This window comes from Nocardioides dokdonensis FR1436, from assembly GCF_001653335.1.
GTDB classification, from domain to species: domain Bacteria; phylum Actinomycetota; class Actinomycetes; order Propionibacteriales; family Nocardioidaceae; genus Nocardioides; species Nocardioides dokdonensis.
Genome location: NZ_CP015079.1, coordinates 4246811 through 4268861, shown reverse-complemented (window position 1 = coordinate 4268861; position 22051 = coordinate 4246811). Strand labels below are relative to the sequence as shown.

Below are 22051 nucleotides of genomic sequence, written 5' to 3'. Positions count from 1 at the left end.
TCAGGACCCGCTCGGCACGCGCAGCACGTAGCCGACGCCGCGCACGGTGTGCAGCAGCCGCGGTTCGGTCGTGTCGACCTTGCGCCGCAGGTAGGACACATACGTCTCCACCACGTTGGCGTCGCCGCCGAAGTCGTACTGCCAGACCCGGTCGAGGATCTGGGCCTTGCTCAGCACTCGCCCGGGGTTCTGCAGGAAGTAGCGCAGCAGCTTGAACTCGGTGGGGGAGAGGGTGACCTCGCGCCCGTCCTTCCACGTCTGGTGGGAATCCTCGTCGAGCTCGACGTCCTCGAAGCGGAACCGCGTCGACGACACCGTCGACGCGCCCTGCGTCGTACGCCGCAGCACCGCGCGGATGCGCGCCACGACCTCCTCGAGGCTGAACGGCTTGGTGACGTAGTCGTCGCCGCCCAGGGTCAGCCCCTGCACCTTCGCCTCGGCGCCGTCGCGCGCGGTGAGGAACAGCACCGGGCACGACCGGCCCTCCGAGCGCAGCCGGCGCACCACCTCGAAACCGTCCATGTCGGGCATCATCACGTCGAGGACCACCAGGTCGGGGCGCCACTCGCGGGCCAGCTCCAGCGCGGCCCGCCCGTCGGGGGCGGTGCGCACCTCGAAGCCCGAGAAGCGCAGGCTCGCGGCCAGCAGCTCCACGATGTTCGGCTCGTCGTCGACGACCAGGAGTCGGGCCTCGGGGTGGGCGGCGGGAGTCTGGTTCACGCGACCATCCTCGCCCGCCGGCCCGGGCCGCGCCTGTGCGCGGCCTGGGAACTTCCTGTGAACGCCGGCCCCCACCTCGCCGACCCGGCCCGGATCTCACCGTGACCCGGCCCGGATCTCACCGTGACCCGGCCCGGATCCAGGCCGGGTGGGCAGGTTCCCAGCAACCTCGCAGGCAGGGCTCGGGTCGGTCCCAGGCTCGCTCGTCAGTCTCGTCGCATCCCACCCCATCGTGTCCCGGAAGGACGCTCATGACTGACGCCCAGCACCCTGACCAGCCCGTCCAGCCCCCCGCTCAGCAGGCTGCTCAGGAGGACTGGCTGCACCCCGTTGCTGCCCCCTCCGTCTCCGGGACAGGCCGTGACGCAGCGCCCGGCACCGGCTCGCGCCCGGGGCCGCGCTGGCGGATGGCCGGCCTCGTCGCGGCCGGTGTGATCGCCGGCGGGTCGGTCGTCGCGCTCGTCCAGAGCTCCGGCGAAACCGCCCCCTCCGCCGCCGACCAGACGGCGGCCGGTGCCGCGCAGCCCGGCGGTGCTGCCGGCCAGGGCGGCCCCGGTGGCGGTGGGGCACCGATGAGCGCACCGGTCGAGGGCACCATCGCCTCGTTGTCTGCTTCCAGCATCCAGGTCGAGACCTCCTCCGGCAGCCAGACCTACCTGACGACCAGCGAGACACTCGTCGTGCGCGGCGGTGACGAGGTGGCCACGACCGACCTCGTCGAGGGCGACACGATCCTCCTGGTGGCCGGCCGGAGCAGTGACGGGGGCGACCTCGTCGCGCTGCGGATCATGGCGGGCGGCACCGAGGCCGGGACCACGACGTGACTGCCACGATGCTGCCCGGCCCGGTCGTGGACCCGATCGAGAGCCCGGTCGCCACCACGCTCGAGATCGTGGTGCCGGTCCACAACGAGCAGGACGACCTCGCCGCGTCGGTGCGCCGCCTGCACGGCTACCTGGGCGAGCGCTTCCCCTTCGAGGCGACCGTGACCATCGCCGACAACGCCAGCACCGACCGGACCTGGGCGATCGCGCTCGAGCTCGTCGCCGAGCTGCCGGGCGTGCGGGCGGTGCACCTGGCCGAGAAGGGCCGGGGCCGGGCGCTGCGCCACGTGTGGTCGCGCAGCAGCGCCTCCGTCGTCGCCTACATGGACGTCGACCTCTCCACCGATCTCGACGCGCTGCTGCCGCTGGTCGCACCCCTGCTCTCCGGGCACAGCGACCTGGCGATCGGGTCGCGGCTCAGCAGCTCCTCGCGGGTCACCCGGGGCCCGCAGCGCGAGCTCGTCTCGCGCTCCTACAACCTGTTGCTCCGCGGCGTGCTGGGCGCCCGCTTCAGCGACGCGCAGTGCGGTTTCAAGGCCGTACGCCGCGACGTGGCGCAGCGGCTGCTGCCGCTGGTGCGCGACGAGACCTGGTTCTTCGACACCGAGCTCCTCGTCATCGCCGAGCGAGCCGGGCTGCGCATCCACGAGGTGCCGGTCGACTGGGTCGACGACCCCGACAGCCGGGTCGACGTCGTGCGCACCGCGATCGACGACCTGCGCGGCACGGCCCGCCTGGCCCGCGGCCTGGCCGCCGGGCGGATCCCCCTCGACGAGGTGCGCGGCCCCGGAGCCCGGGCCCAGCGACCGCTGCCCGGCGTCGTGCAGGCGCTGCGCTTCGCCGCCATCGGGGTGCTCAGCACCCTCGCCTACGCCCTGGTGTTCTGGCTGCTGCGGCAGGGCACCGGCGCCCAGGTCGCCAACCTGCTGGCCCTGCTGGTGACGACGCTGGGCAACACCGCTGCCAACCGTCGCCTCACCTTCTCCGTGCGCGGCCGCTCGGGGCTGCTGCGCCACCACGCCCAGGGGCTGGTGGTCCTCGGCCTCGCGCTGGCGCTGACCTCGGGTTCGCTGCTCGTGCTGCACGCCGGCAGCGACCCGGGGCACGCCCTGGAGCTGGTCGTGCTGACCGTCGCGAACCTGGTCGCCACCGTCCTGCGTTTCGTGCTGCTGCGCTCCTGGGTCTTCGCGAGCGCGACCCCCGCCGACAGTCCCGACCACCACTGGAGCACCCGATGAGCACCACCCTGACGACCCCGCGCGAGGCGCCGAGCACGGCCCGCGCCGCCGCCCCGGCGTGGGAGCGCCCGGCCCTCCTGGGCCTGCTCGCCCTGACCGCGCTGCTCTACACCTGGGACCTGGCCGCCTCCGGCTGGGCCAACGCGTTCTACGCCAGCGCGGTGCAGGCCGGCAGCGAGTCGTGGACGGCGTTCTTCTTCGGCTCCCTCGACGCCGGCAACGCCATCACCGTCGACAAGCCGCCCGCCTCGCTGTGGGTGATGGCGCTCTCGGCGCGGATCTTCGGGATGAGCACCTGGAGCCTGCTGGTGCCGCAGGCCCTGATGGGGGTGGCCACCGTGGGCCTGGTCCACGCCACCGTCCGGCGCCACTTCTCGGCGCCGGCCGCACTGCTGGCCGGAGCGGTGCTCGCGCTGACGCCGGTGGCCGCGCTGATGTTCCGCTTCGACAACCCCGACGCCCTGCTGGTGCTGCTGCTCACCGGCGCGACGTACGCGATGGTGCGCGCCCAGGAGTCGACCCGCACCCGGTGGCTCGTGCTCGCCGCGGCCCTCGTCGGCACCGGGTTCCTCACCAAGACCCTGCAGGCCTACCTGGTGCTGCCCGCGTTCGTGGGCGTCTACCTGCTCACCGCCGACACACCGGTACGCCGCCGCCTGCGGCAGCTGGTCGCCGCGGGCGCCGCGCTGGTCGTGGCCTCGGGCTGGTGGATCGCGATCGCCGAGCTGTGGCCGGCCTCGGCCCGTCCCTACATCGGTGGGTCGCAGACCAACAGCGCCCTGGAGCTGGCCCTGGGCTACAACGGCCTGGGCCGGATCACCGGGGACGAGGCCGGCTCCGTCACGCGCGGCGGCGGGGGCGACCAGTGGGGGACGCCGGGCCTGCTGCGCATGTTCGACGCCGACTTCGGCGGGCAGGTCGCCTGGCTGCTGCCGGCCGCGCTGCTGCTGGCCGGCACCCTCCTGTGGTGGTCGTGGCGCGCGCCACGCACCGACCCGCGGCGCGCCCAGGTCCTGCTGTGGCTCGGCCCGCTGCTCGTCACCGCCCTGACCTTCAGCCTGATGCAGGGCATCATCCACGGCTACTACGTCGTCGCGCTGGCCGCGCCGCTCGCGGCCCTGGTGGGCATCGGGGCGACCGGGGTCTGGCGGCTGCGTGCGCAGTGGCCGGCCCGCGCGGTGCTCGCCGCCACGATGGCCGTCACCACCGCGTTGGCCTGGGTCCTGCTCTCGCGCAGCCCCGAGTGGTTCCCACCCCTGCGCGTCGGGGTCCTGGTGGTCGGCCTGGCCGCCACCGCGGGCCTGCTCGCGCTGCCGCTGCTGGGCCGCCGCCTGGTCGTCGCGGTCGCCGCGGCCGCGCTGCTCGCCGGCCTCGCCGGCCCGACGGCGTACGCCGTGCAGACTGCGGGCACCGCGCACACCGGCTCGCTGCCCAGCGCCGGACCCGCCGTCACCACCGGCGACGACACCGGGGCACGAGGTGGCGCTCGACCCGGCGGTGCGCCCGGCGGTGCACCCGGCGGTGCACCCGGCGGTGCACCCGGCGGGGGCGGGGCCGGTGGGCTGCTCGACGCCAGCACGCCATCCGACGCGCTGCTCGAGCTGCTCACCGAGGACGCCGACTCCTTCACGTGGGTCGGCGCCGCGGTCGGGGCGCAGTCCGCGGCCGGCTACCAGCTGGGGTCGGGGGAGCCGGTGCTGGCCATCGGTGGCTTCAACGGCACCGACCCCTCGCCCACGCTGGAGGAGTTCCAGCAGTGGGTCGCCGACGGCGAGGTGCACTGGTTCATCGCGGGCTCGGACGCCGGGCGCGGTGGCGGGACCGGTGGCGGACCCGGCGGAGCGGTCGGGGGCCAGGAGTCGGGCTCGTCGACGCAGATCAGCGCCTGGGTGAGCAGCACCTTCGCGTCGACCACCGTCGACGGCGTGGAGCTCTACGACCTGACGTCGTGAGGGGGAGGGTCGGTGCTCAGGGCCGGCCCGAACCAGCGCCGCACGAATCGGCGTACGTCGTCGGGGCTGCGGGGCGTGGTCGGCGGGTGCTGCATCCAGGAGCCGATGAGGCGCAGCATCAGCTCGGCGAGATCGTCGAGGTCGTCGTCCGGCACACCGCAGGCGCCCCAGCCCACGGGTAGGTCGCGCAGGAACTGCCCGCCGAGCCCGAACCCGGTCGTCGAGGTGATCCCGCGACCGAAGAGACCCTCGTCGTCGGCATCGAGGAGCAGGGCGATGCGGGTGTCGCGGGGCAGCTCCTCGAGGCAGAAGACGATGGCGCCGGTGACGACGTCGACCGGTGCGTCGAGCGGAGTCAGGTGGGCGCGCATCCGCTCGATGAAGTCGGCGGCGCCGGCCTCGGCGAGCGCGCTGAGCAGGTCGGCGAGGCTGGGGTAGTAGCGGTAGACGGTCTGCCGGGTGACGCCGACCTCGGCCGCGACGTCCGAGAGCGTGGTCTTGCGGACGCCGGCGCGGTCCAGGCAGCGGCCGGCCGCGGCCAGGATGCGCTCCCGGGCCAGTGCCTCGGTGGGCGGCGGGTCGCCCCGCCAGCCGTGGTGACCCATGTCGTCGCACCCCTTCCATACATTCATCCACCTGTTGTATGAATGTAACTGTGGACACCTACCGATTCAAGACCGCCCTCACCGGACTCAAGCGGCTGGCGACCCTCCCGGCGGAGGACAAGCAGGCCTGCATCGACGCCTACCGGTTCTTCCAGCGGATGCAGGCCGGCGAGGCCACCGAGACCGAGGACGAGACCCGGGCGGTCGCGGACTACTACAAGGTGCTCAACAACATGCTCTCGGTCTTCGACCTGGAGAAGCTCTACATCCCCCCGATGCTGGACGCCGACAAGGGTCTCTACGACAACCAGATCCTCACCGAGGAGGCGCTGCTCACGGACCTGGCGCTGGCTGACCCGGGCGGCTCGCACCTGCTCGACATGGGCTGCGGCCGTGGCCGGATCGCCCACCACCTCGCCACGCTGACCGGGGGTCAGGTCTCGGGCTACAACATCGACCCCGACCAGGTGCAGAACGCGATCGACTGGGCCGCCCGGAGCCGGATGAGCGACCGGTTGCACTTCAAGGTCGGCAACCACCACGACCCGCTGGACTACCCCTCGGAGTCGTTCGACGGGTGCTTCTCGTTCCAGGCGGTGTGGCCCTTCTTCAAGAAGGAGGAGCTCGACGCCCACGCCGCCGAGATGTACCGGGTCCTCAGGCCGGGGGCTCGCTACGCGTGCTCGGAGTACCTGCTCACCCCGTTCTTCGACTGGGACGACGAGGAGCACGTCGCCCTGCACCGGCTCTACCTGCCGACCCTGGCAGCGACCCAGTCGATGTACCCCGCCGACGTCTGCGCCGCGCTGGAACGCGCGGGGTTCCGGATCGTGCTCTCGGCACCCTCGCGGAGCGAGGCGTGGCCGCTGTGCGAGCAGAAGCGCGACCTGATCCTGCACGGGCGTCGGCTGGTCCGGCTGCTGGAGAAGGCGCGCATCGCCCCGGCCTGGATCGAGGAGTCCCTCGAGCTGCTGCAGACCGGCGGCGAGGCCTGGACCCGGGCCGAGCGCGCCAAGATCGCCGACCTCAACTGGCGCATCGTCGCCGAGAAGCCCTGACCGCCCGCCGACCCGGCGCAAATATCCCCGCGACCCGGCGCAGATATCCCCGCGACCCGGGCTCTTGTGACTGATGTGTGGGTCATCTGCCGGGTAGTCGGGGTCGGTGGCCGCCGAGAGTGAGCATGAGGATGGCAATCAGAGCGTGGGGGTCGCGGAAGCCGTAGGCCATGCGGGTTCGTAGTCGGATGCGCAGGTTGACGGCTTCGGTGCGGCCGTTGGACAGGCCGTGCTCGATGGCCAGCAGGATGGGGCCGCGTTGGGCCTGCACGGTCTTGGCTAGTGCTGCGAACTGGGGGATGCGGCAGCGTTGCGCTGAGGTGATCCAGGCATTGAGCGCCTCGGGGGCCTCGTGGTGGGGCAGTTTGAAGATCGCGCGTAGCCCTTCTTTGAGCTGGTAGCCGCGCCACAGTCGGGGGTCGGTCTGTGCGATCCACTTCAGTTGGGCACTCTGGCTGCTGGTGAGGTTCTCGGGGTTCTTCCACAGCGCGTAGCGGGAGCGGGTGAGCAGTCGCAGGCGCTGTGACTCCAGGTGCGGTGGTGCGTCCTTAACTGGTCGTCCGCGTCGTGGCGGGTTCGCGCGCACCGCTGCTCGTGCCTCGCGCCAGGCAGTCAACCGGACCTCCCCGAGGGCGTCGTTGGCCCACTTCACGACGTGGAAGGGATCAGCGGCCTGGATCACGGCAGGGCAGTTGGTGCCTACGACGTCGGCGATGTAGCCGGCGCTGTCAGCGGTGACGTGGGTGATCTGGGCGGACCGTTCGGGCCCGAGGGCATCGAAGAAGGACTGCAAGGTGGCCTTGGTCTGGCCCTTGCCGGCCCACACCAGTCGGCCGGTGTCGTGGTCGATGACGACCATCAGGTACAGGTGCCCGCGCCGGTAGGAGACTTCGTCGATCCCGATCCTGGTGAGCCCACTCAGCAGGTCGACGCGTCCTTCTACCTCGGCCCAGACACGGGTGATGACCGCGCCTACGGTGCGCCACGCAATGCGCATCAGCTCGGTGACCGCGATCTTCGAGGTCTGGGTGGCCAACCAGGCGACCTGGTCCTCGAATGCCCTGCTTGCCCTAGCACCATGGCGGGCCCAGGGCAGGTGAGCTACCACCACGCCGTGCTCACGACACCGCACCCGCGGCGCATCGCCCTGCAGCTGACACCGGATCGTGCCCAGGTCCAAAGCGCGCCAGTGCCGGCGTCCTCGACCTGCGTCGTAGCCCGGCGAGGGGCGCTGGCAACGGCCACAGCGGCCACGCTGACGAGCTACCGGGCGGACCCGGATGGTGACCTGCTGCAATTCCTGCTCGAAGTCAACGCCCTCGATCACGGTGTTCTCACACCCGACAAGAGCACGCCATAAGGTGGCATCGCGCACGCCGCTCTCCTGTGCACCTGGTTTCAGTTCCTCGACAGTTCAGAAACCTAGACAGAGAGCGGCGTGCGCTCATTCACGGCACGCTCAGCCACCCACACATGCATCACAAGAGCCCGACCCGGCGCAAATATCCCCGCGACCCGGCGCGGATGTCGCGCCGAGTCGGCCCGAACCGGCCGACGCATCGACTGCTCGGGTGGTCGATCTGCGCCGGGTCGGTGCGATATTCGCGCCGGGTCGCCGTCTCGCGGGCGGGGGGAGGGGGGCAGCGGTCGGCGGAGCGACGCCCGCCATCCCCGCTGTCGGTCTCGACAGTCGGCAGGGGTGGTGCGTCAGTAGCTCATGACGGTGCTGAACGACTCGCCGCCGTCGTCGCTGCGCAGCAGGGCGTCCTGGGTCGTCACGTAGATCGCGCCCTGGCTGCCGGTCGTCAGTGCCTGGACGGCGCCGTCCACCGTGCCCCGGGAGGTCCAGGAGCCCGGGTCGTCGGCGGTGAAGACCTGGCCGGACGGGTCCACCCCGACGAGGCTGCCGCCCTCGGCCCAGTCGACGAGCACCATGACCGGGGCTTCTGCGATGGGGGCGAAGGTCGCGCCCGCGTCGGTGCTCAGCAGTGGGCCTGCCTCGCTGGTCACGACCAGGGCGTCCGAGCCCGGGTCGGCGGCGATGTCGACGACCGGCTGGGGCAGGGCGAGCTCGTCCCAGCTCTCTCCTGAATCGGTGCTGCGCATCAGGCGCACCCCCGCGTCGACGCCGTAGACCGCGGTCGGGGTGGCGTCCAGGGCGTGGAAGTCCGCCTCGCCGCCCAGGGAGACGTTCTTCCAGGTCAGGCCGGCGTCGTCGGAGGTCACCAGCCCGAGCGCGGACGGGCCCGGCTCGCCGGGGCCCGGGTGTCCGCTGGCGTGGAAGTCACCGTCGGGAGAGACGGTGAAGCCCATCAGGTCCGCGGTGGTGTCGCCGACCGGCGTCGGCTCGTCGTCCCCGTCCGCGAGGGCGAAGAGTCCGTCATGGGTGGCGATGAGGAGCCGCCCGGTGCCCGGCTCCTCGGCGAGACCGTGGATGTGGTCGGGAGCGAACGTGCGGTCCTGGGCCCCGTCGCCGTCGCGACTGTCGGAGCACGCCGTCAGCACGAGAGCCGTGCTCAGGACCAGGGCCAGGGGGGCGAGCCTGCGGCTGGGGCGAAGGAGCACGGTGGACCTCTCGGAGCAGGGATCTACGAAGGAACATCGTAGACGTGTGTGCCACACCGGGGTGGTCCGGGCGCACTGGCTACGATCGGGGCCGGACGAGACGAGGCGGTGCAGGGCTCATGGTGCTGGGACAGCTCGAGGCTGCTGTCATGGATCGCCTGTGGTCGTGGGATCGATCCGCCTCTGTGCGTGACGTGCTGGAGGACCTGACGAAGGAACGTCCGCTGGCCTACACGACGGTGATGACGGTGATGGACAACCTGCACCGCAAAGGTCTGCTGCTGCGCGAGAAGCGCGGCCGGGCGTTCGTCTACCGCGCTGCGAGCTCACGCGAGCGTCACACCGCGGAGCTGATGGAGCGGGCGATGGAGGGGATCGGCGACCGTGGCGGCGTGCTGCTGAGGTTCGTCGAGCAGCTCTCGGAGGCTGACCTGGCCTCGCTGCGCGCCGTGGTCGCTGACATCGACCCCGAATCCGACGCCGGCAGGGCGGAGGGGGCGACGTGATCGTCCCCGCGCTGCTGCTGATGCTGGCGGGAGGGGTCGGCGTCCTCGGTCCCCGCTGGTTGGGTCGAGCGACCTGGGTGACCCGGTCGCCACGGCTGGGCATCTTGGCCTGGCAGGTCCAGGGCGCGGCGGTCCTGCTCGCGCTGGTCCTCGCAGGTCTGGTGCTGGCGGTCCCGATCATCCCGATGGGCTCCGCCGGCCTGACGAGCACTGACATGAGCGGGCTCCTGCATGCCTGCACGATGATGCTGCGCGACCACTACGCCACGTCCGGCGGCGTCGCTGCGGCACTGCTGGGCGCGGGCTGGGTGGGCCTGGTCCTCACCCGTTTCGGCGCGACCCTGGCTCGGCACTGGTGGCGTGCGGGCGCAGAGCGACGTCGTCATCGTGACCTGGTGGATGCCCTTGCCGTCGCGCACCTGGCCAAGGACGTCGTGGTGATCGACGAGGCACGCCCCACCGTCTACTGCATCGCCGGCCGTTCACCTCGCGTGGTGGTGAGCCAGGGGGCGATGGATGCTCTCAGTGCGGAGCAGCTCGAGCAGGTGCTGGTGCACGAACGAGCTCACCTGAGGGCACGCCACCACCGTGCCGTGCTGGTCGCCCGCGCGTTCTCGACCGCCTGGCGGGGCCGGTTCGGCAGCTCCGTGGCGCTGGCCCGGATCTGCGACCTCGTCGAGATGGACGCCGACGACGCTGGCTCCGGGGCGCGGCGAAGCCAGCTCGTCGAGGCGGTGCTGACCCTGGCCGGCGCCCGCGGGGGCTCTGCCGGGTCCGTGGCGCTCGCGGCCAGCGGTGGCGGGGTCGTCGAGCGCGTACGGCGCCTGGTGGAGCCTGTCGACCCGGTGACGCCTGCGCAGCGCCGGTGGGTGACGACCGTCCTGACGGCACAGCTGTCCCTGCCGCTGGCGCTCGCCCTGGGCCCGGCCCTCGCTGGCGTGCTCCTGCACTGGTGCGGAGGACTGTGAGGCTCGCAGCGGCAGAGTGGCTCGCCTTGCCCCGGGGGCTGATCCTCTTTGTCTACTACGTAACCTAGTAGATGTCGGCGCTGCCGCCGACACCGTCGTCAGGAAGGACGTCGTCCGTGTCTCCGCAGCTGCCTCCCGTGTCGCGTCGATGGCTCCTCGGGGCCGGCACAGCCGGCGCCCTCGGTGCCGCGGGAGTCTTCGGGCTGCCCCGCCTCCTGGATGACGGGCTCTCGGGCAGCCCCGTGCTCCCGGGCGCCGGCTCGGTGCAGGCGACCGAGACGGCGCGCGAGCGCGCGGCGAGCGGCCAGGTGGTGCGACGCACGCTCAGTGCGCGCGCCACCGAGGTCGACCTCGGCGGTCGGGTCGTGCCGACCTGGACCTATGGCGGCGAGCTCCCCGGACCGGAGATCCGGCTCACTGCGGGAGACCGGCTGCAGGTGGCGTTGACCAACGGCCTCCCGGACGAGACCACCGTGCACTGGCACGGTCTGGCGCTGCGCAACGACATGGACGGCGTGCCCGGTCTCACCCAGCAGGCTGTCGCTGCCGGCGCGAGCTTCGACTACGACTTCGTGGTGCCCCACCCGGGCACCTACTGGTTCCACCCCCACGTCGGCACGCAGCTCGACACCGGGCTCTACGCCCCGTTGATCGTCGAGGACCCGGACGAGCAGGGTCGCTACACCGACGAGGTCGTCCTCGTGCTGGACGACTGGACCGACGGCTGGGGCGACAGCCCCGCGGACCTGCTGGCCCGCCTCGCCGCCGAGGGGATGAGCGGGATGGGAGGGATGGGCGACATGGGAGGCATGGGTGGCATGGACGGGATGGGGTCCCACATGGCCGACATGGCCGGCGTCAGCCCGGACACGCCGCTGGGGCGCGACGGCGGCGACGTGGTCTACCCGGCCAACCTCGTGAACGGCCGACTGCCGAGCGACCCCTTCGTCGTGCCCGCGAAGCGTGGCGACCGGTTGCGGCTGCGCCTCATCAACGCCAGCGGCGACACCGCCTTCCGCTTCGCCGTCGCCGGACACGTGCTCCGCGTCACCCACACCGACGGCTTCCCGGTGCGCCCGGTCGAGGTGGACACCCTCGTGATCGGCATGGGGGAGCGCTACGACGTCGAGATCGAGGTCCAGGACGGCTCCTTCCCGATCGTGGCGCGTCCCGAGAGCAAGGAAGGCCCGAGCGCGGCCGCCCTGCTCACCACGGCGCCGGGATCGAGGCGCATGCCGCTCTCGTCGCGAGAGCTCGCCAGGGTCACCGAGCTCGGCGGTCGGCTCCTGCGTCTGGACGACCTCGCCGCGACCGAGGCCGTCGCCCTCGAGCGTCGTACGCCGGACCGGGAGCTGAGCATGTCGCTCGAGATGGGGGACGGTGGGCGCGAGTGGCTCATCAACGGACGCACCTACGAGGACCGGGAGCCGCTGGAGCTGCGCCAGGGTGAGCGGGTGCGCCTGGAGATGGTGAACAACACGATGATGTTCCACCCCATGCACCTGCACGGTCACACGCCCGTGATCGGCGAGGGCGGGCCTCGCAAGGACACGGTCAACGTGGTCCCCGGCCAACGCCTGAGCCTCGACTTCGACGCCGACAACCCGGGCCAGTGGCTGACCCACTGCCACAACCTCTACCACGGCGAGCTGGGGATGATGACGGTCGTCAGCTACGTCGCATGACCGCCGGACGCCACCGGTCGCCTGCTCCGTCCCGACGGGGCTCTCGACGGTGGTCGAGGCGTGTGCGGCTCCCGATGGGGCTGCTGGCGCTGGCCGCGGTCGGGGTCGGTGCCTTCGCGGTGGAAGCGGCTCTGCGTGACAGATCCGGCCGAGATGCGGCGTCGGCCGGCGAGGCCACAGCGATGCTGGAGGTTCCAGCGGCGACCGCTGCTGCGTCCGCGGGCTCCCCGGGCAGCGGGGTCGGGGACCCGCTACGAGGAAGAGACCGGGTCTCCGCCCCGCTCCCGGAGAGCGGTCCCGGGACCTTCCGCGTCGCAGAGGTCACCCGGCCTCCGCCGGCAGGGACCCGGACCCGCTACTCCGTCGAGGTCGAGGACAACCTGGAGGCCTCGGGCCTCCTCGCTGGCTCGGTCGCGGCGGAGGTGAGCGCTGTGCTCTCGCACCGTCGGGGCTGGGTCGGTGGGCAGGCCGGCCTCCTCGAACCCACCGACACCGACCCTGACCTGAGGATCCTGCTGGCCACCCCGGCGACGACCGACCGCCTCTGTGCGCCGCTGAACACCCGCGGCGAGCTGTCGTGCCGCAACGGTCAGATGGTGGTGCTCAACGCCCGTCGCTGGACCCGCGGCGCGCCGGCGTACGCGGGTCGGCTGCCCGGCTACCGGCGGTACCTGGTCAATCACGAGGTGGGCCATGCCCTGGGCAACGGCCACGCCACCTGCCCGGGGCCGGGGCGACCGGCGCCGGTGATGCTGCAGCAGACACTGGGTCTGGACGGCTGCCGGCCGAACCCCTGGCCACGGCCCTAGGGTGGTGACATGGACATCGCGATGACCGTTGTCGGCGCGGTGATCGTGCTGGTGGTGCTGCGCGACGTCTTCCACACGCTCTTCCACCCCGGCGGTGACGGGGCCCTGAGCGCCCACGTGTGCACCGCGGTCTGGGCCGTCGCCCGTCGGCTCGGACGACGCCCGCAGGTGCTGGCCGGTCCGCTCGCGGTGACGACGACAATGCTCGTCTGGTTCGCGCTGCTGGTGGTGGGCTTCGCCCTCGTCTACCTGCCCCAGCTGCCGCAGGACGCGTCGTACGGTCCCGGGATCCCGAAGGGCGGGGGCGTCGAGGACGCGGTCTACCTCTCGGTGGTGGCGCTCGCGACCCTCGGGCTGGGCGACGTGGTGCTCGCCGAGCCGTGGATGCGGCTGGTGACGCCGGTCGAGGCGCTGCTCGGCTTCGCGGTGCTCACCGGTGCGATCGGCTGGATCAGCCAGATCTACCCGGCGCTGGCCCGCCGGCGCTCGCTGGCCCTCGAGGTCGGCTGCGGTGCTGCCGGCGACACCGTCCTCCCCGGCCCTGGCCGGGCCGCCCAGCTGCGCGCCTGGACCAGCTCGATGAGCGCGGTCGTGGTCGACCTGGTGCAGAACTCCGAGACCTACTACTTCCGCGAGCACGACCCCCGCATCGCCCTGGTGCCGCTGCTGGTCCGGCTCGACCAGGTCGTGCAGGAGGAGTCCGGCTCGACGGACGACGAGGTCGCCGCGGCCGCCCGGGGGCTCGACCGGGTCCTCGGGATCGCCCTCGAGGTGCTGCACGAGCAGTTCGGCGCACCCGGGGACCGCGTCCAGGCGCTGCGTGAGCTCGCCGACGCGGAGCCTGCCGACGATTGAGGGGCACATCTGCGCCGGGTCAGCGCGACATATGGGCCGGGTCAGCGCAGGAGACGGGCCAGGGCGACGAACTCGCGGGTGCGGGCGTGCTCCAGTGCCGTGACGCCGTCCCCGTCCGGGATGGATGCGTCCGCCCCGGCGTCGAGCAGCAGGCGGACGATCTCCTGGTGCGCGGGGCCCCCGTCGCCGAGGACGACCGCCTCGAGCAGCGCCGTCCAGCCGAGCCGGTTGACGTGGTCGACGTCGATGCCGGTCCGCAGGACGCGTCGTACGTAGTCGACGTGACCGCGTTCGCTCGCAGGGATCAACGAGGTCCCGCCGTAGCGGTTCACGATGCCCAGGTCGGGACGCGCAGGCAGCAGCGCCTCCAGCATCGCGACACTGCCCGTGACGCCGGTGACCAGCCAGGGTGTGTCGTGCTGGTGGTCCAGCGCATCGGGGTCGGCCCCCATCGCCACCAGCAGCCGGGCCACGTCGACCCGGTCGTGGGTCGCGGCGAGCAGCAGGGGGGTGCGCTGGAGGCGGTCCTGGGTCTCGAGGCCCGCGCCCGAGCGGAGTGCTCGCGCGGCCAGGTCGGCGTCCCCGCTCTCGGCGGCCCGTAGCAGGGCGGCGTCGGGAGCCGCGACGCGTTCGGCGGTCAGCGCCGCGCGCAGCGCCGACTCCTGGCGCGGGTGCCCGCGCTGCTCGGCCATCTGCAGGGGAGTGAGGCCCTCCTGCACCGACGACCGGTCGAGCTCGACCCCGCCCGCGACCAGCACCCGGATGGTGTCGACGTACGTCGTGGTGTCCTCGCCCAGCCAGACCGCCTCGTGGACCGCCTGGTAGCCGATCCGGTTGACGTGGTCCCGGTCGATCCCGGCCTGCAGCAGCCGGCCCACCACCAGGGCGTGGCCACGCTCGGCGGCGCGGATCAGCCCGGTGCCGTTCCAGCTGTCCTTGTCGTCGACGCGCGCACCGGCGGAGAGCGTCAACCGGAGCAGGTCGAGGTAGCCCTCGCTGGTGGCGACGAGGTACGCCGACTGCTGGGTGTCGTCCTTCGCATTGACGTCCGCGCCGCGGCGCACCAGCCGGCGCGCTCGATCGACGTCGTCGGCCCAGGCCGCCTCGCGCAGCTGCTCGTCGAGCTCGCTCTGCTGCGTCGTGCTGAGGGCCCTGCTGAGGGGGGAGGGCGTCACGCTGCTGCTCCTGGGGGTGCCCGTGTGTGCGGAAGTGCTGGGAGCACCGGCCCCGGTGCTGGCCCTGGTGCTGGTCCCGGGAGCGCTGGAAGCGGGCCGCTGCTCCGGGCCACCGCCCGTGCACGCGACGATCGCTAGTGCAGGAAGAGCGAGGAGACCCGCCCTCAGCCACCGATGCATCCCACCAGTGTGCCTCCTGGGATCCGGCGCCTCCGACCACACCGTTCTGCGCCCGCAGGCCCTACACTGGGGCGCACCGCGGGACCTCCTGACGGGCCTCCGAGGCCGTCATCCGGCGGTGGCACCACGAGCAAAGCCCGGTTGTGCAGAGGCCGGCAGGACCGGCCCCCTTGGCATCTCAGCGCACCACGCCCGCGCCCACCACGGCCCTCGCCGACCTGCTCCCGCACCGACCCACGCTCCTCTCGGTGGTGCGGCGCGTCTCGATGAGCCTGCTCATCGCCGTCGTGATCCCCGCCGTGCTCTTCTACGGCGTCTTCGCGCTCGCCGGGATCTGGACCGCGATCGGCTTCGCGCTCGCCTGGTCGTACGGCGCCATCGCGTGGCGGTTCGTGACGCGGCGCCGTGCCTCGGGGCTGCTCTACCTGACCGCGATCATGCTGACCGGGCGGACCCTGCTCTCGGTCGTGGCGGACAGCACGTGGCTGTACTTCCTGCAGCCGGTCATCAGCGACGGCGTGGTCGCCCTCCTCTTCCTGCTGTCGCTGGCCAGCGCCCGCCCGATGGTGGCGCGGCTGGCCGGCGACTTCTACCCGATGGACCACGAGCTCGCGATGCGCCCGCGGGTGCGCCGCCTCTTCTGGCACCTGACCGCCCTGTGGGCGGTGCTCGGCCTCGCGAAGGGGTCGGTGACGCTGTGGCTGCTCCAGTCGCAGTCGCTCGAGACGTTCGTGCTGGTCAAGAGCATCCTGATGCTCAGCGTCAACGTCCTGGCCGCCGTCGCGACCGTGGCCCTGGCTGCATACGTCGCCCGCCAGGAGGGCCTCTTCGGCCCCCCGCTGCTGCACGTGGCGCCCGAGCTCGTGCCGGTGCCGGTGCGCGACTGACGGTGCGCAGCGGGTCTGCTACCCCTCGACGCCGTGCAGGGCGGCGTGCAGCGCCCGCACCTCCTCGGTGAGGGCGGGGACGGGGCCGTCGACGCGCACGTGCGGTGCCACCGCCCCGATCGGCAGGGTGGCCACGGGTCCGGGTGCGACGCCCCACTCGCGGTGCCACGAGGCCAGCTGCTCGCTGCTCGCGGCGTACACGATGCGGTCCAGGCCAACCCAGGCGTGCGCGGCGCTGCACATGGCGCAGTGCTCACCCGAGGTGTAGACGACGCTGGCCGCCCGCTCGGCGGGCGTGAGGTGCTCGGCGGCCCACTGCGCGGCCGCCAGCTCGGGGTGCCGGGTGCTGTCGCCGCCGCTGGTGCGGTTGCGGTCCTCGAAGCGGACCCTGCCCCGGTCGTCGACGAGCACGGTCCCGAACGGCTTGTCACCGGCCGCGAGGGCGTCGCGGGCCAGCGCGACCGCGCGGCGCAGGTGGACGAGGTCCTCGGTCGACACCGAGCCCGGGGGCGAGGAGGCTGCCATGGCGCGACGCTAGCAGCGGGCCACGCGGCCCGGACGTGCCGACTCTCACGATGACGAGGGCCGCGCCTCCCAGGATCCCGGCCTCGTCGTCGGCACAATCGAGGTCATGTCTCCGGAGCCCACCCACCGTCGTTCCCTCGTGAAGGCCGCCCTCGCCGGCGGTGTCGCCGTAGGTGCGATCGGCGTCGCCGTCCGGATCGACCCGAGCTCGCAGCCCGACGACCCGACCCCGGGTGCCTCGTTGGAGCTGTCCGCGGACAGTGGCTCGGACGTGAAGTCCCTCGAGGTGCCGCTCGACGACACGATGCTGCGCCGCTCGTCGCAGGCGCGGTGGACCACGCGCGACCTGCCGACCTCGGTGCACTCGATGGTCGCGCTGACCTGGCTCGGCGAGAGCACGGCCGACCTCTCGATCCGGTCCAAGGTCGGGGGGCGCTGGGGTGAGTGGGTCGTGCTGCCCACCCTCGACGACCACCCCGACGCCATCAGCGACGAGGCCACCGCGGTGCGCGGCACGCACCTGCGCTTCGTGGGCGCCGCCGACGGCGTGCAGGTGCGGGTCGCCGGCAGCCGCCCGGAGGCCCTGACCCTGGTGCTCCTGCACCCCGCCGCCCGGGCGAGCGACCAGGACGAGCTCGCCGAGCAGGTCGCCGGCCGCGCCACGCTCGCCCGCGCCGGTGAGCCGGTGCCCCGGCCCACGATCCGCACCCGCAAGGACTGGGGCGCGACGGAGTCCTGGCGCGACGGGTCGCCCACCTACAACTCGACCATCGCCCAGATGCACGTGCACCACACCGCCAGCGGCAACGACTACTCGCGCACCCAGGTGCCGGCGCTGCTGCGCGGTTTCTACCGCTACCACACCCAGAACCTGGGCTGGTCCGACATCGGCTACAACTTCTTGGTCGACAAGTTCGGTCGGATCTGGGAGGGCCGGGCCGGGGGCGTCACGCGTCCCGTGCGTGGTGCGCACACCCTGGGCTTCAACACGGCCTCCACCGGGGTCGCGGCGATCGGCAACTACGAGGTGAGTGCCCCCTCGAACGCGATGATCGGCGCGCTGGCCAAGATGGCGGCCTGGAAGCTGGACCAGTACGGCCGCAGGCCCCGGGGCAAGATCAAGGTCCGCTCCGAGGGCAGCGACAAGTACCGCACCGGCACCGTCGTCGCGCTGCGGGTCATCGACGGGCACCGCGACACCAACGACACCGCCTGCCCCGGCAAGCTGCTCTACGCCCGCCTGCCCGACGTACGCTCGCGGGCGCACAAGATCGTCGAGCAGCACCGCAACGTCCAGAAGCAGGTGCGCACGACCCGCAGCCCGAAGGTCAAGGGACGCACGAGGCCCGGGCGGCTCCTCGAGGTGGATCCGGGAGCCTACGAACCGGCCGGCGCCAAGACCACGATCCAGTGGCGCCGCGACGGCAAGGCCGTCCCGGGGGCCACCGGGCGCCGCTACCGGTGTTCCGACGCCGACCTCGGCAGCCAGATCAGCGTGCTGGTGCGCGCGACCAGCCCGGGCGCCGACGCCGTCCAGGAAGTCGTGGGTGCGGGCCGGGTCACCACCCCTGTCAAGATCGTGGCCGAAGCGCGGTCGCGACGCGGCAAGGTGCGCGTCGACGCGCGGCTGGTGCCGCCCCGCGGGCGCGACGTCACGCCCACCGGGACCGTGACAGTGAAGGTCAGCGGGCGCTCCAAGCAGGTCAAGCTGCGCGACGGCCGGCTCCGGGTCTCGGTCGGTGGCCGCAAGCCCATCAAGGCGGGCAACCGACGGGTCGTGATCACCTATCCCGGGGACCGCGCGTGCAACCCGAACCAGGTCGAGCTGCGGGTGCAGGTCGACGAACGCCCCTGACGGATGGGTGTGGGCCCGGCTCGTACTCTTGCCGGGTGCACAGTGCCGATGAGCCCCGACGTCCGTTCCGTCTCCTCCTCGCGATCGCGGCCGGGCTCGTGGTCACCGCCACGCTCGCCGGGTGCGGGAGCGACGACGCCGAACCGGACGCGGGCTCCTCGGTGCGCACCGCCCCGGACGGCAGCGAGTTCAACGACGCCGACGTCGACTTCGCGACCGAGATGATCCCGCACCACGCCCAGGCGGTGGAGATGGTCGTGATGGCGCAGGGGCGTGACCTCAGCCCCGAGGTCGAGACCCTGATGGCCGACATCCGCGACGCCCAGGTCCCGGAGATCCAGACCATGACCGGCTGGCTGGCGGCGTGGGACGAGCCGGTGCCCGAGACCGGGCTGGACCACGCCAACGCCGGGCACCCCGGTGACGACGACTCCCAGGGCTCGGACGACATGGGGGACAGCGACATGGGGGACATGGGCGGGTCGATGATGTCGGAGGAGCAGATGCAGGAGCTGCGCACGGCCGGCGACGGCGACTTCGAGCAGATGTGGCTGGAGATGATGACCGAGCACCACGAGGGCGCGGTCGAGATGGCCGAGCAGGAGATTGAGGACGGCCTCTACCCCGAGGCGATCGACCTCGCCGAGTCGGTCATCGAGTCCCAGAACGCCGAGATCGAGACCATGCAGGACCTGCTGGGCTGACCTGGCCACCCGCTACCCGGCCAGGGCCAGCACCGGCCCGGCGGCGAGCCCGAGCGCCACGGCGCCCACGGCGCAGCCGTAGGCCAACCGCGCTGAGGTCAGCCGTCCCGGCGGGTCGGCGACGTCGGCCTCTGCCTGCTCACGCGGTGCGCTGATGCAGGCCGCCAGCCAGCGCAGGTAGTAGGCCAGGCTCAGCACCGTGTTGGCGGCGACCAGCACCGCCAACCACGCCAGCCCGGCGTCCCAGGTCACCGCGATCGTGAGCACCTTGGCGACGAACACCGCGGTCGGCGGTGTGCCCACCAGGCCGAGCAGTGCCACACCGAGAGCAGCCACCAGGCCGGGGCGACGCCGGGCGGTCCCGCGCCAGTGGTCGATGCGGGTCCGGTCGGGCGCGGCGGCCAGCACCGCGAAGCAGCCGAGGTTGGTCACGGCGTACGCCGCCAGGAACAGCAGCAGCGTGGGCCGGGCGAGCTCGGAGCCCGGGAACGCGGCCACGACGGCGAGCAGGTAGCCCACCTGGCTGATGGTCGACCACCCGAGCAGGCGGCGTACGTCGTCCTGCGTGAGCGCGGCGAGGTTGCCCACCGTCATGCTCACGGCGGCGAGCACCGCCACCAGGGTGGGCCACACGCTCTCGCGGGGCAGCGCCTCGAGGAGGCGCGCGATGGCGAGGACCGCGCCCAGCTTGGGCACCGTGGTCAGGAACGCGGCCGTGGTGACCCAGGAACCTTGCACCGCGTCGGGCACCCAGAAGTGTGCGGGCACCGCGCCGGCCTTGAAGAGCAGCCCGACCAGCAGCAGCACCACCCCGGCGGCGCCGGCGGCCACGGGAGCGTCGCCGATACCGGCGTCGAGGTCGGCGTACGCCGTGCTGCCGGCCAACCCGAAGAGCACGCTGGCGCCGAGCATCAGCACGATCCCCGACAGGGCGCCGATGAGGTAGGTCTTCAGCGCCGCCTCCGGCGCGGCGGCCGTCGTGGAGAGGCCGATCAGTCCGTACAGCGGGATGCTGGCCAGCAGGAAGCCGACCACGAGGACCGCCAGGTCGGTGGTGCCGCCGACGAGGAGGACCCCGTCCGCCCCGAGCAGCAGCAGGACGTAGACCTCGCTCTCGCGGGGGTGGCCGGCGATCTCGTCCCCGGCCAGCAGCAGGAGGACGAGCAGCGCGGCCCCCACCACCACCCGCAGCAGGCCGGTGGCCTCGTCGACGGTGAAGGTGGCCGAGAACGCCGTCGTGCTGGGACGGACCAGGCCCAGGACCGCGGTGCCGAGGAAGGCCAGGACGACCAGGCCGGCCACCACCCGGACCCGGTGCTGCCGCAGCCGGGGGGTCCACGACCCCAGGAGCAGGCAGAGCACCGCCCCGAGCAGCAGCACCAGCTCGGGCAGCAGCGCGGTGACGCTGGACGTCATGCTCATGGTCGCCTCGCGGCCGCGATCATCGCGCCACCAGCGCGGCGGCCGCGGCCGCCGCCGGCTCGAGGAGGTCCAGCAGCGGACGTGGCGCCAGCCCGATCACCACGGCGAGCGCGAGCAGCACCGTGATCGGCAGCCACTCCCGGGTCCGTACGTCGGTGAAGCCCTCCGCGAGCCCGTGCACCGGACCGGTGAGCAGCTGCTGCAGCACCCGCAGCAGCACCGCGGTCATCAGCAGGATGCCGAGCAGGGCCACCGCGGTCCACGGCACCAGCGCGATGGCGCCGGCGAAGACCTGCAGCTCGGCGATGAAGCCGGACAGCCCCGGCAGCCCGAGCGAGCCCAGGGCGGCGAGCACCAGCAGGGCGGCGAAGCGCGGGGCCGGGGCGGCCAGCCCGCCGTACTCGTCGAGGGCGTAGCTGCGCCGCCGCTCCCACACGACCCCGGCGAGCAGGAAGAGCGCGCTGGTGAGCAGGCCGTGGCTGACCATCTGGGTCGCCGCCCCGGTGATCGCGGTGGTGCGCGCGGCCTCGGCGTCGGCGGAGCCGTCCACCAGCATCCCGGCCGCGCCGACCGCCAGCACGACGTAGCCCATGTGGTTGACCGAGGTGTAGGCGATCATCCGCTTCAGGTCGCTCTGGGCCAGGGCCACCAGTGCACCCCACAGCACCGAGACCACGCCGACGACCACCAGCACCGGCGCCCAAGCGCGCCAGGCGTCGGGGAGCATCGGCATCGCGATCCGCACGAACCCGTAGGTGCCGAGCTTGAGCATCACCCCGGCCAGCACCGCCGAGCCGATGGCCGGTGCGTCGGTGTGCGCCGGCGGGAGCCAGGTGTGGAAGGGCACGGTGGGCGTCTTGATCGCCAGCCCGAGCAGGATCGCCCCGAGCACCAGCACCCCGGTCGCCCCCGTGCCCTGCAGCGGCGGGGCGGCCGCCAGCTCGACCATGTCGAACGTGTGCGGCGCGGAGGCGACGTAGAGCCCGATGAAGCCGAGCAGGAGCGCCAGGGAGCCCAGGAAGGTGTAGAGGAAGAACTGCAGCGCCGACCGGGCGCGGTCGCCGTGGCCCCAGCCGTGGATGGCGAAGTACATGCCGACGATCGACAGGTCGAAGAAGAGGAAGAACACGATCAGGTCGGCGGCGGCGAAGACCCCCAGGCAGCTGGTCTCCAGGGCCAGGAACAGCGCGGCCTGCAGCCGCGGGCGCTGCTCGTCACCGAGGGCGTAGACCGCGCACGCGGCGAAGACGACGGTGGTCATCACCACCAGCGCCAGGGACAGCCCGTCGAGCCCGACGTGGTAGCTGGCGCCGAGGCCGGGGATCCACTCCCGCTGCTGCTCGAAGGCGAGCGCGCCCGGCCCCGGGTCCTCGAAGCGCGCCCAGAGCACGGCGGCCAGGACGACCTCGACCAGCGTGACGGCCACGAAGGACCACCGCGCCCACCGGTCGGGCACGGCCGGCACCAGCAGCAGGGCCGCGGCCAGCAGGGGGAGGAGCACCAGGACGGAGAGCACGG

General features: G+C 72.7%; 20 protein-coding genes. 12 read left to right on the top strand and 8 right to left on the bottom strand.

Annotated elements, in window-relative coordinates:
- Entirely contained in the window at positions 1 to 720 is a 720-nt protein-coding gene (locus I601_RS20070; protein ID WP_068113761.1) for a response regulator transcription factor, read from the bottom strand.
- 251 nt (positions 721 to 971) lie between these two features.
- Here I601_RS20070 and I601_RS20065 point away from each other — a divergent pair, with 251 nt between their 5' ends.
- Genes I601_RS20065 through I601_RS20055 form a run of 3 tightly spaced genes read left to right on the top strand, consistent with a single transcriptional unit; the run spans position 972 to position 4734 of the window.
- Positions 972 to 1544, top strand: a complete 573-nt coding sequence (locus tag I601_RS20065) for a DUF5666 domain-containing protein (RefSeq protein WP_068113758.1) — start codon at positions 972 to 974, stop codon at positions 1542 to 1544.
- The gene (locus I601_RS20060; RefSeq protein WP_237089492.1) at positions 1541 to 2782 is read left to right on the top strand and encodes a bifunctional glycosyltransferase family 2/GtrA family protein; all 1242 of its coding nucleotides are present in this window, start codon (positions 1541 to 1543) and stop codon (positions 2780 to 2782) included. Before I601_RS20065 ends, I601_RS20060 begins: the two co-directional genes overlap by 4 nt.
- The gene (locus I601_RS20055) at positions 2779 to 4734 is read left to right on the top strand and encodes a glycosyltransferase family 39 protein (protein ID WP_068113752.1); all 1956 of its coding nucleotides are present in this window, start codon (positions 2779 to 2781) and stop codon (positions 4732 to 4734) included. The genes I601_RS20060 and I601_RS20055 overlap by 4 nt, the downstream gene beginning before the upstream one ends.
- Here I601_RS20055 and I601_RS20050 read toward each other — a convergent pair.
- The gene (locus I601_RS20050; protein WP_218917713.1) at positions 4716 to 5366 is read right to left on the bottom strand and encodes a TetR/AcrR family transcriptional regulator; all 651 of its coding nucleotides are present in this window, start codon (positions 5364 to 5366) and stop codon (positions 4716 to 4718) included. The two genes, I601_RS20055 and I601_RS20050, sit on opposite strands and share 19 nt — an antisense overlap.
- A gap of 23 nt (positions 5367 to 5389) precedes the next feature.
- On the opposite strand from I601_RS20050, the gene I601_RS20045 reads away from it, so the two are divergent.
- Entirely contained in the window at positions 5390 to 6397 is a 1008-nt protein-coding gene (locus I601_RS20045) for a class I SAM-dependent methyltransferase (protein WP_068113746.1), read from the top strand.
- Positions 6398 to 6479: 82 nt separating this feature from the next.
- Here I601_RS20045 and I601_RS20040 read toward each other — a convergent pair whose 3' ends face one another.
- On the bottom strand, positions 6480 to 7772 hold the full coding sequence (locus I601_RS20040; RefSeq protein ID WP_068113619.1) for an ISL3 family transposase: 1293 nt from the start codon (positions 7770 to 7772) through the stop codon (positions 6480 to 6482).
- A 332-nt stretch (positions 7773 to 8104) separates the two neighbouring features.
- Positions 8105 to 8962 (bottom strand): F510_1955 family glycosylhydrolase, encoded by an 858-nt coding sequence (locus tag I601_RS20035; protein WP_068113744.1) that lies wholly within the window; start codon positions 8960 to 8962, stop codon positions 8105 to 8107.
- A gap of 119 nt (positions 8963 to 9081) precedes the next feature.
- Here I601_RS20035 and I601_RS20030 point away from each other — a divergent pair, with 119 nt between their 5' ends.
- From I601_RS20030 to I601_RS20010, 5 genes are all read left to right on the top strand, one after another.
- Positions 9082 to 9468, top strand: a complete 387-nt coding sequence (locus I601_RS20030) for a BlaI/MecI/CopY family transcriptional regulator (RefSeq protein ID WP_068113739.1) — start codon at positions 9082 to 9084, stop codon at positions 9466 to 9468.
- A complete protein-coding gene (locus I601_RS20025; protein WP_068113737.1) occupies positions 9465 to 10436 on the top strand; it encodes a M56 family metallopeptidase in 972 nt (323 codons plus the stop codon). Before I601_RS20030 ends, I601_RS20025 begins: the two co-directional genes overlap by 4 nt.
- A 137-nt stretch (positions 10437 to 10573) precedes the next feature.
- Positions 10574 to 12121, top strand: a complete 1548-nt coding sequence (locus tag I601_RS20020; RefSeq protein WP_218917712.1) for a multicopper oxidase family protein — start codon at positions 10574 to 10576, stop codon at positions 12119 to 12121.
- 182 nt (positions 12122 to 12303) lie between these two features.
- Entirely contained in the window at positions 12304 to 12930 is a 627-nt protein-coding gene (locus tag I601_RS20015) for a DUF3152 domain-containing protein (RefSeq protein WP_237089490.1), read from the top strand.
- Positions 12931 to 12939: 9 nt separating this feature from the next.
- Entirely contained in the window at positions 12940 to 13785 is an 846-nt protein-coding gene (locus I601_RS20010) for a potassium channel family protein (protein WP_068113735.1), read from the top strand.
- Between the two features lie 41 nt (positions 13786 to 13826).
- Here the strand turns inward: I601_RS20010 and I601_RS20945 are convergent, their stop codons facing one another.
- Positions 13827 to 14960, bottom strand: a complete 1134-nt coding sequence (locus I601_RS20945; RefSeq protein ID WP_237089489.1) for an ankyrin repeat domain-containing protein — start codon at positions 14958 to 14960, stop codon at positions 13827 to 13829.
- A gap of 350 nt (positions 14961 to 15310) precedes the next feature.
- On the opposite strand from I601_RS20945, the gene I601_RS20000 reads away from it, so the two are divergent.
- On the top strand, positions 15311 to 16027 hold the full coding sequence (locus I601_RS20000; protein ID WP_084527881.1) for a VC0807 family protein: 717 nt from the start codon (positions 15311 to 15313) through the stop codon (positions 16025 to 16027).
- Positions 16028 to 16045: 18 nt separating this feature from the next.
- Here I601_RS20000 and I601_RS19995 read toward each other — a convergent pair whose 3' ends face one another.
- Positions 16046 to 16552 (bottom strand): nucleoside deaminase, encoded by a 507-nt coding sequence (locus I601_RS19995; RefSeq protein WP_068113733.1) that lies wholly within the window; start codon positions 16550 to 16552, stop codon positions 16046 to 16048.
- 106 nt (positions 16553 to 16658) lie between these two features.
- On the opposite strand from I601_RS19995, the gene I601_RS19990 reads away from it, so the two are divergent.
- Both I601_RS19990 and I601_RS19985 read left to right on the top strand, forming a co-directional pair.
- On the top strand, positions 16659 to 18407 hold the full coding sequence (locus I601_RS19990) for an N-acetylmuramoyl-L-alanine amidase (RefSeq protein ID WP_157520362.1): 1749 nt from the start codon (positions 16659 to 16661) through the stop codon (positions 18405 to 18407).
- A gap of 35 nt (positions 18408 to 18442) precedes the next feature.
- The gene (locus I601_RS19985) at positions 18443 to 19111 is read left to right on the top strand and encodes a DUF305 domain-containing protein (RefSeq protein WP_068113729.1); all 669 of its coding nucleotides are present in this window, start codon (positions 18443 to 18445) and stop codon (positions 19109 to 19111) included.
- A 12-nt stretch (positions 19112 to 19123) separates the two neighbouring features.
- On the opposite strand, the gene I601_RS19980 is transcribed toward I601_RS19985, so the two are convergent.
- Entirely contained in the window at positions 19124 to 20533 is a 1410-nt protein-coding gene (locus I601_RS19980) for an NADH-quinone oxidoreductase subunit N (RefSeq protein ID WP_157520359.1), read from the bottom strand.
- Between the two features lie 19 nt (positions 20534 to 20552).
- Positions 20553 to 22049, bottom strand: coding sequence for a complex I subunit 4 family protein (locus I601_RS19975; RefSeq protein ID WP_068113727.1), 1497 nt, complete (start codon positions 22047 to 22049; stop codon positions 20553 to 20555).
- Between the last annotated feature and the right edge of the window lie 2 nt (positions 22050 to 22051).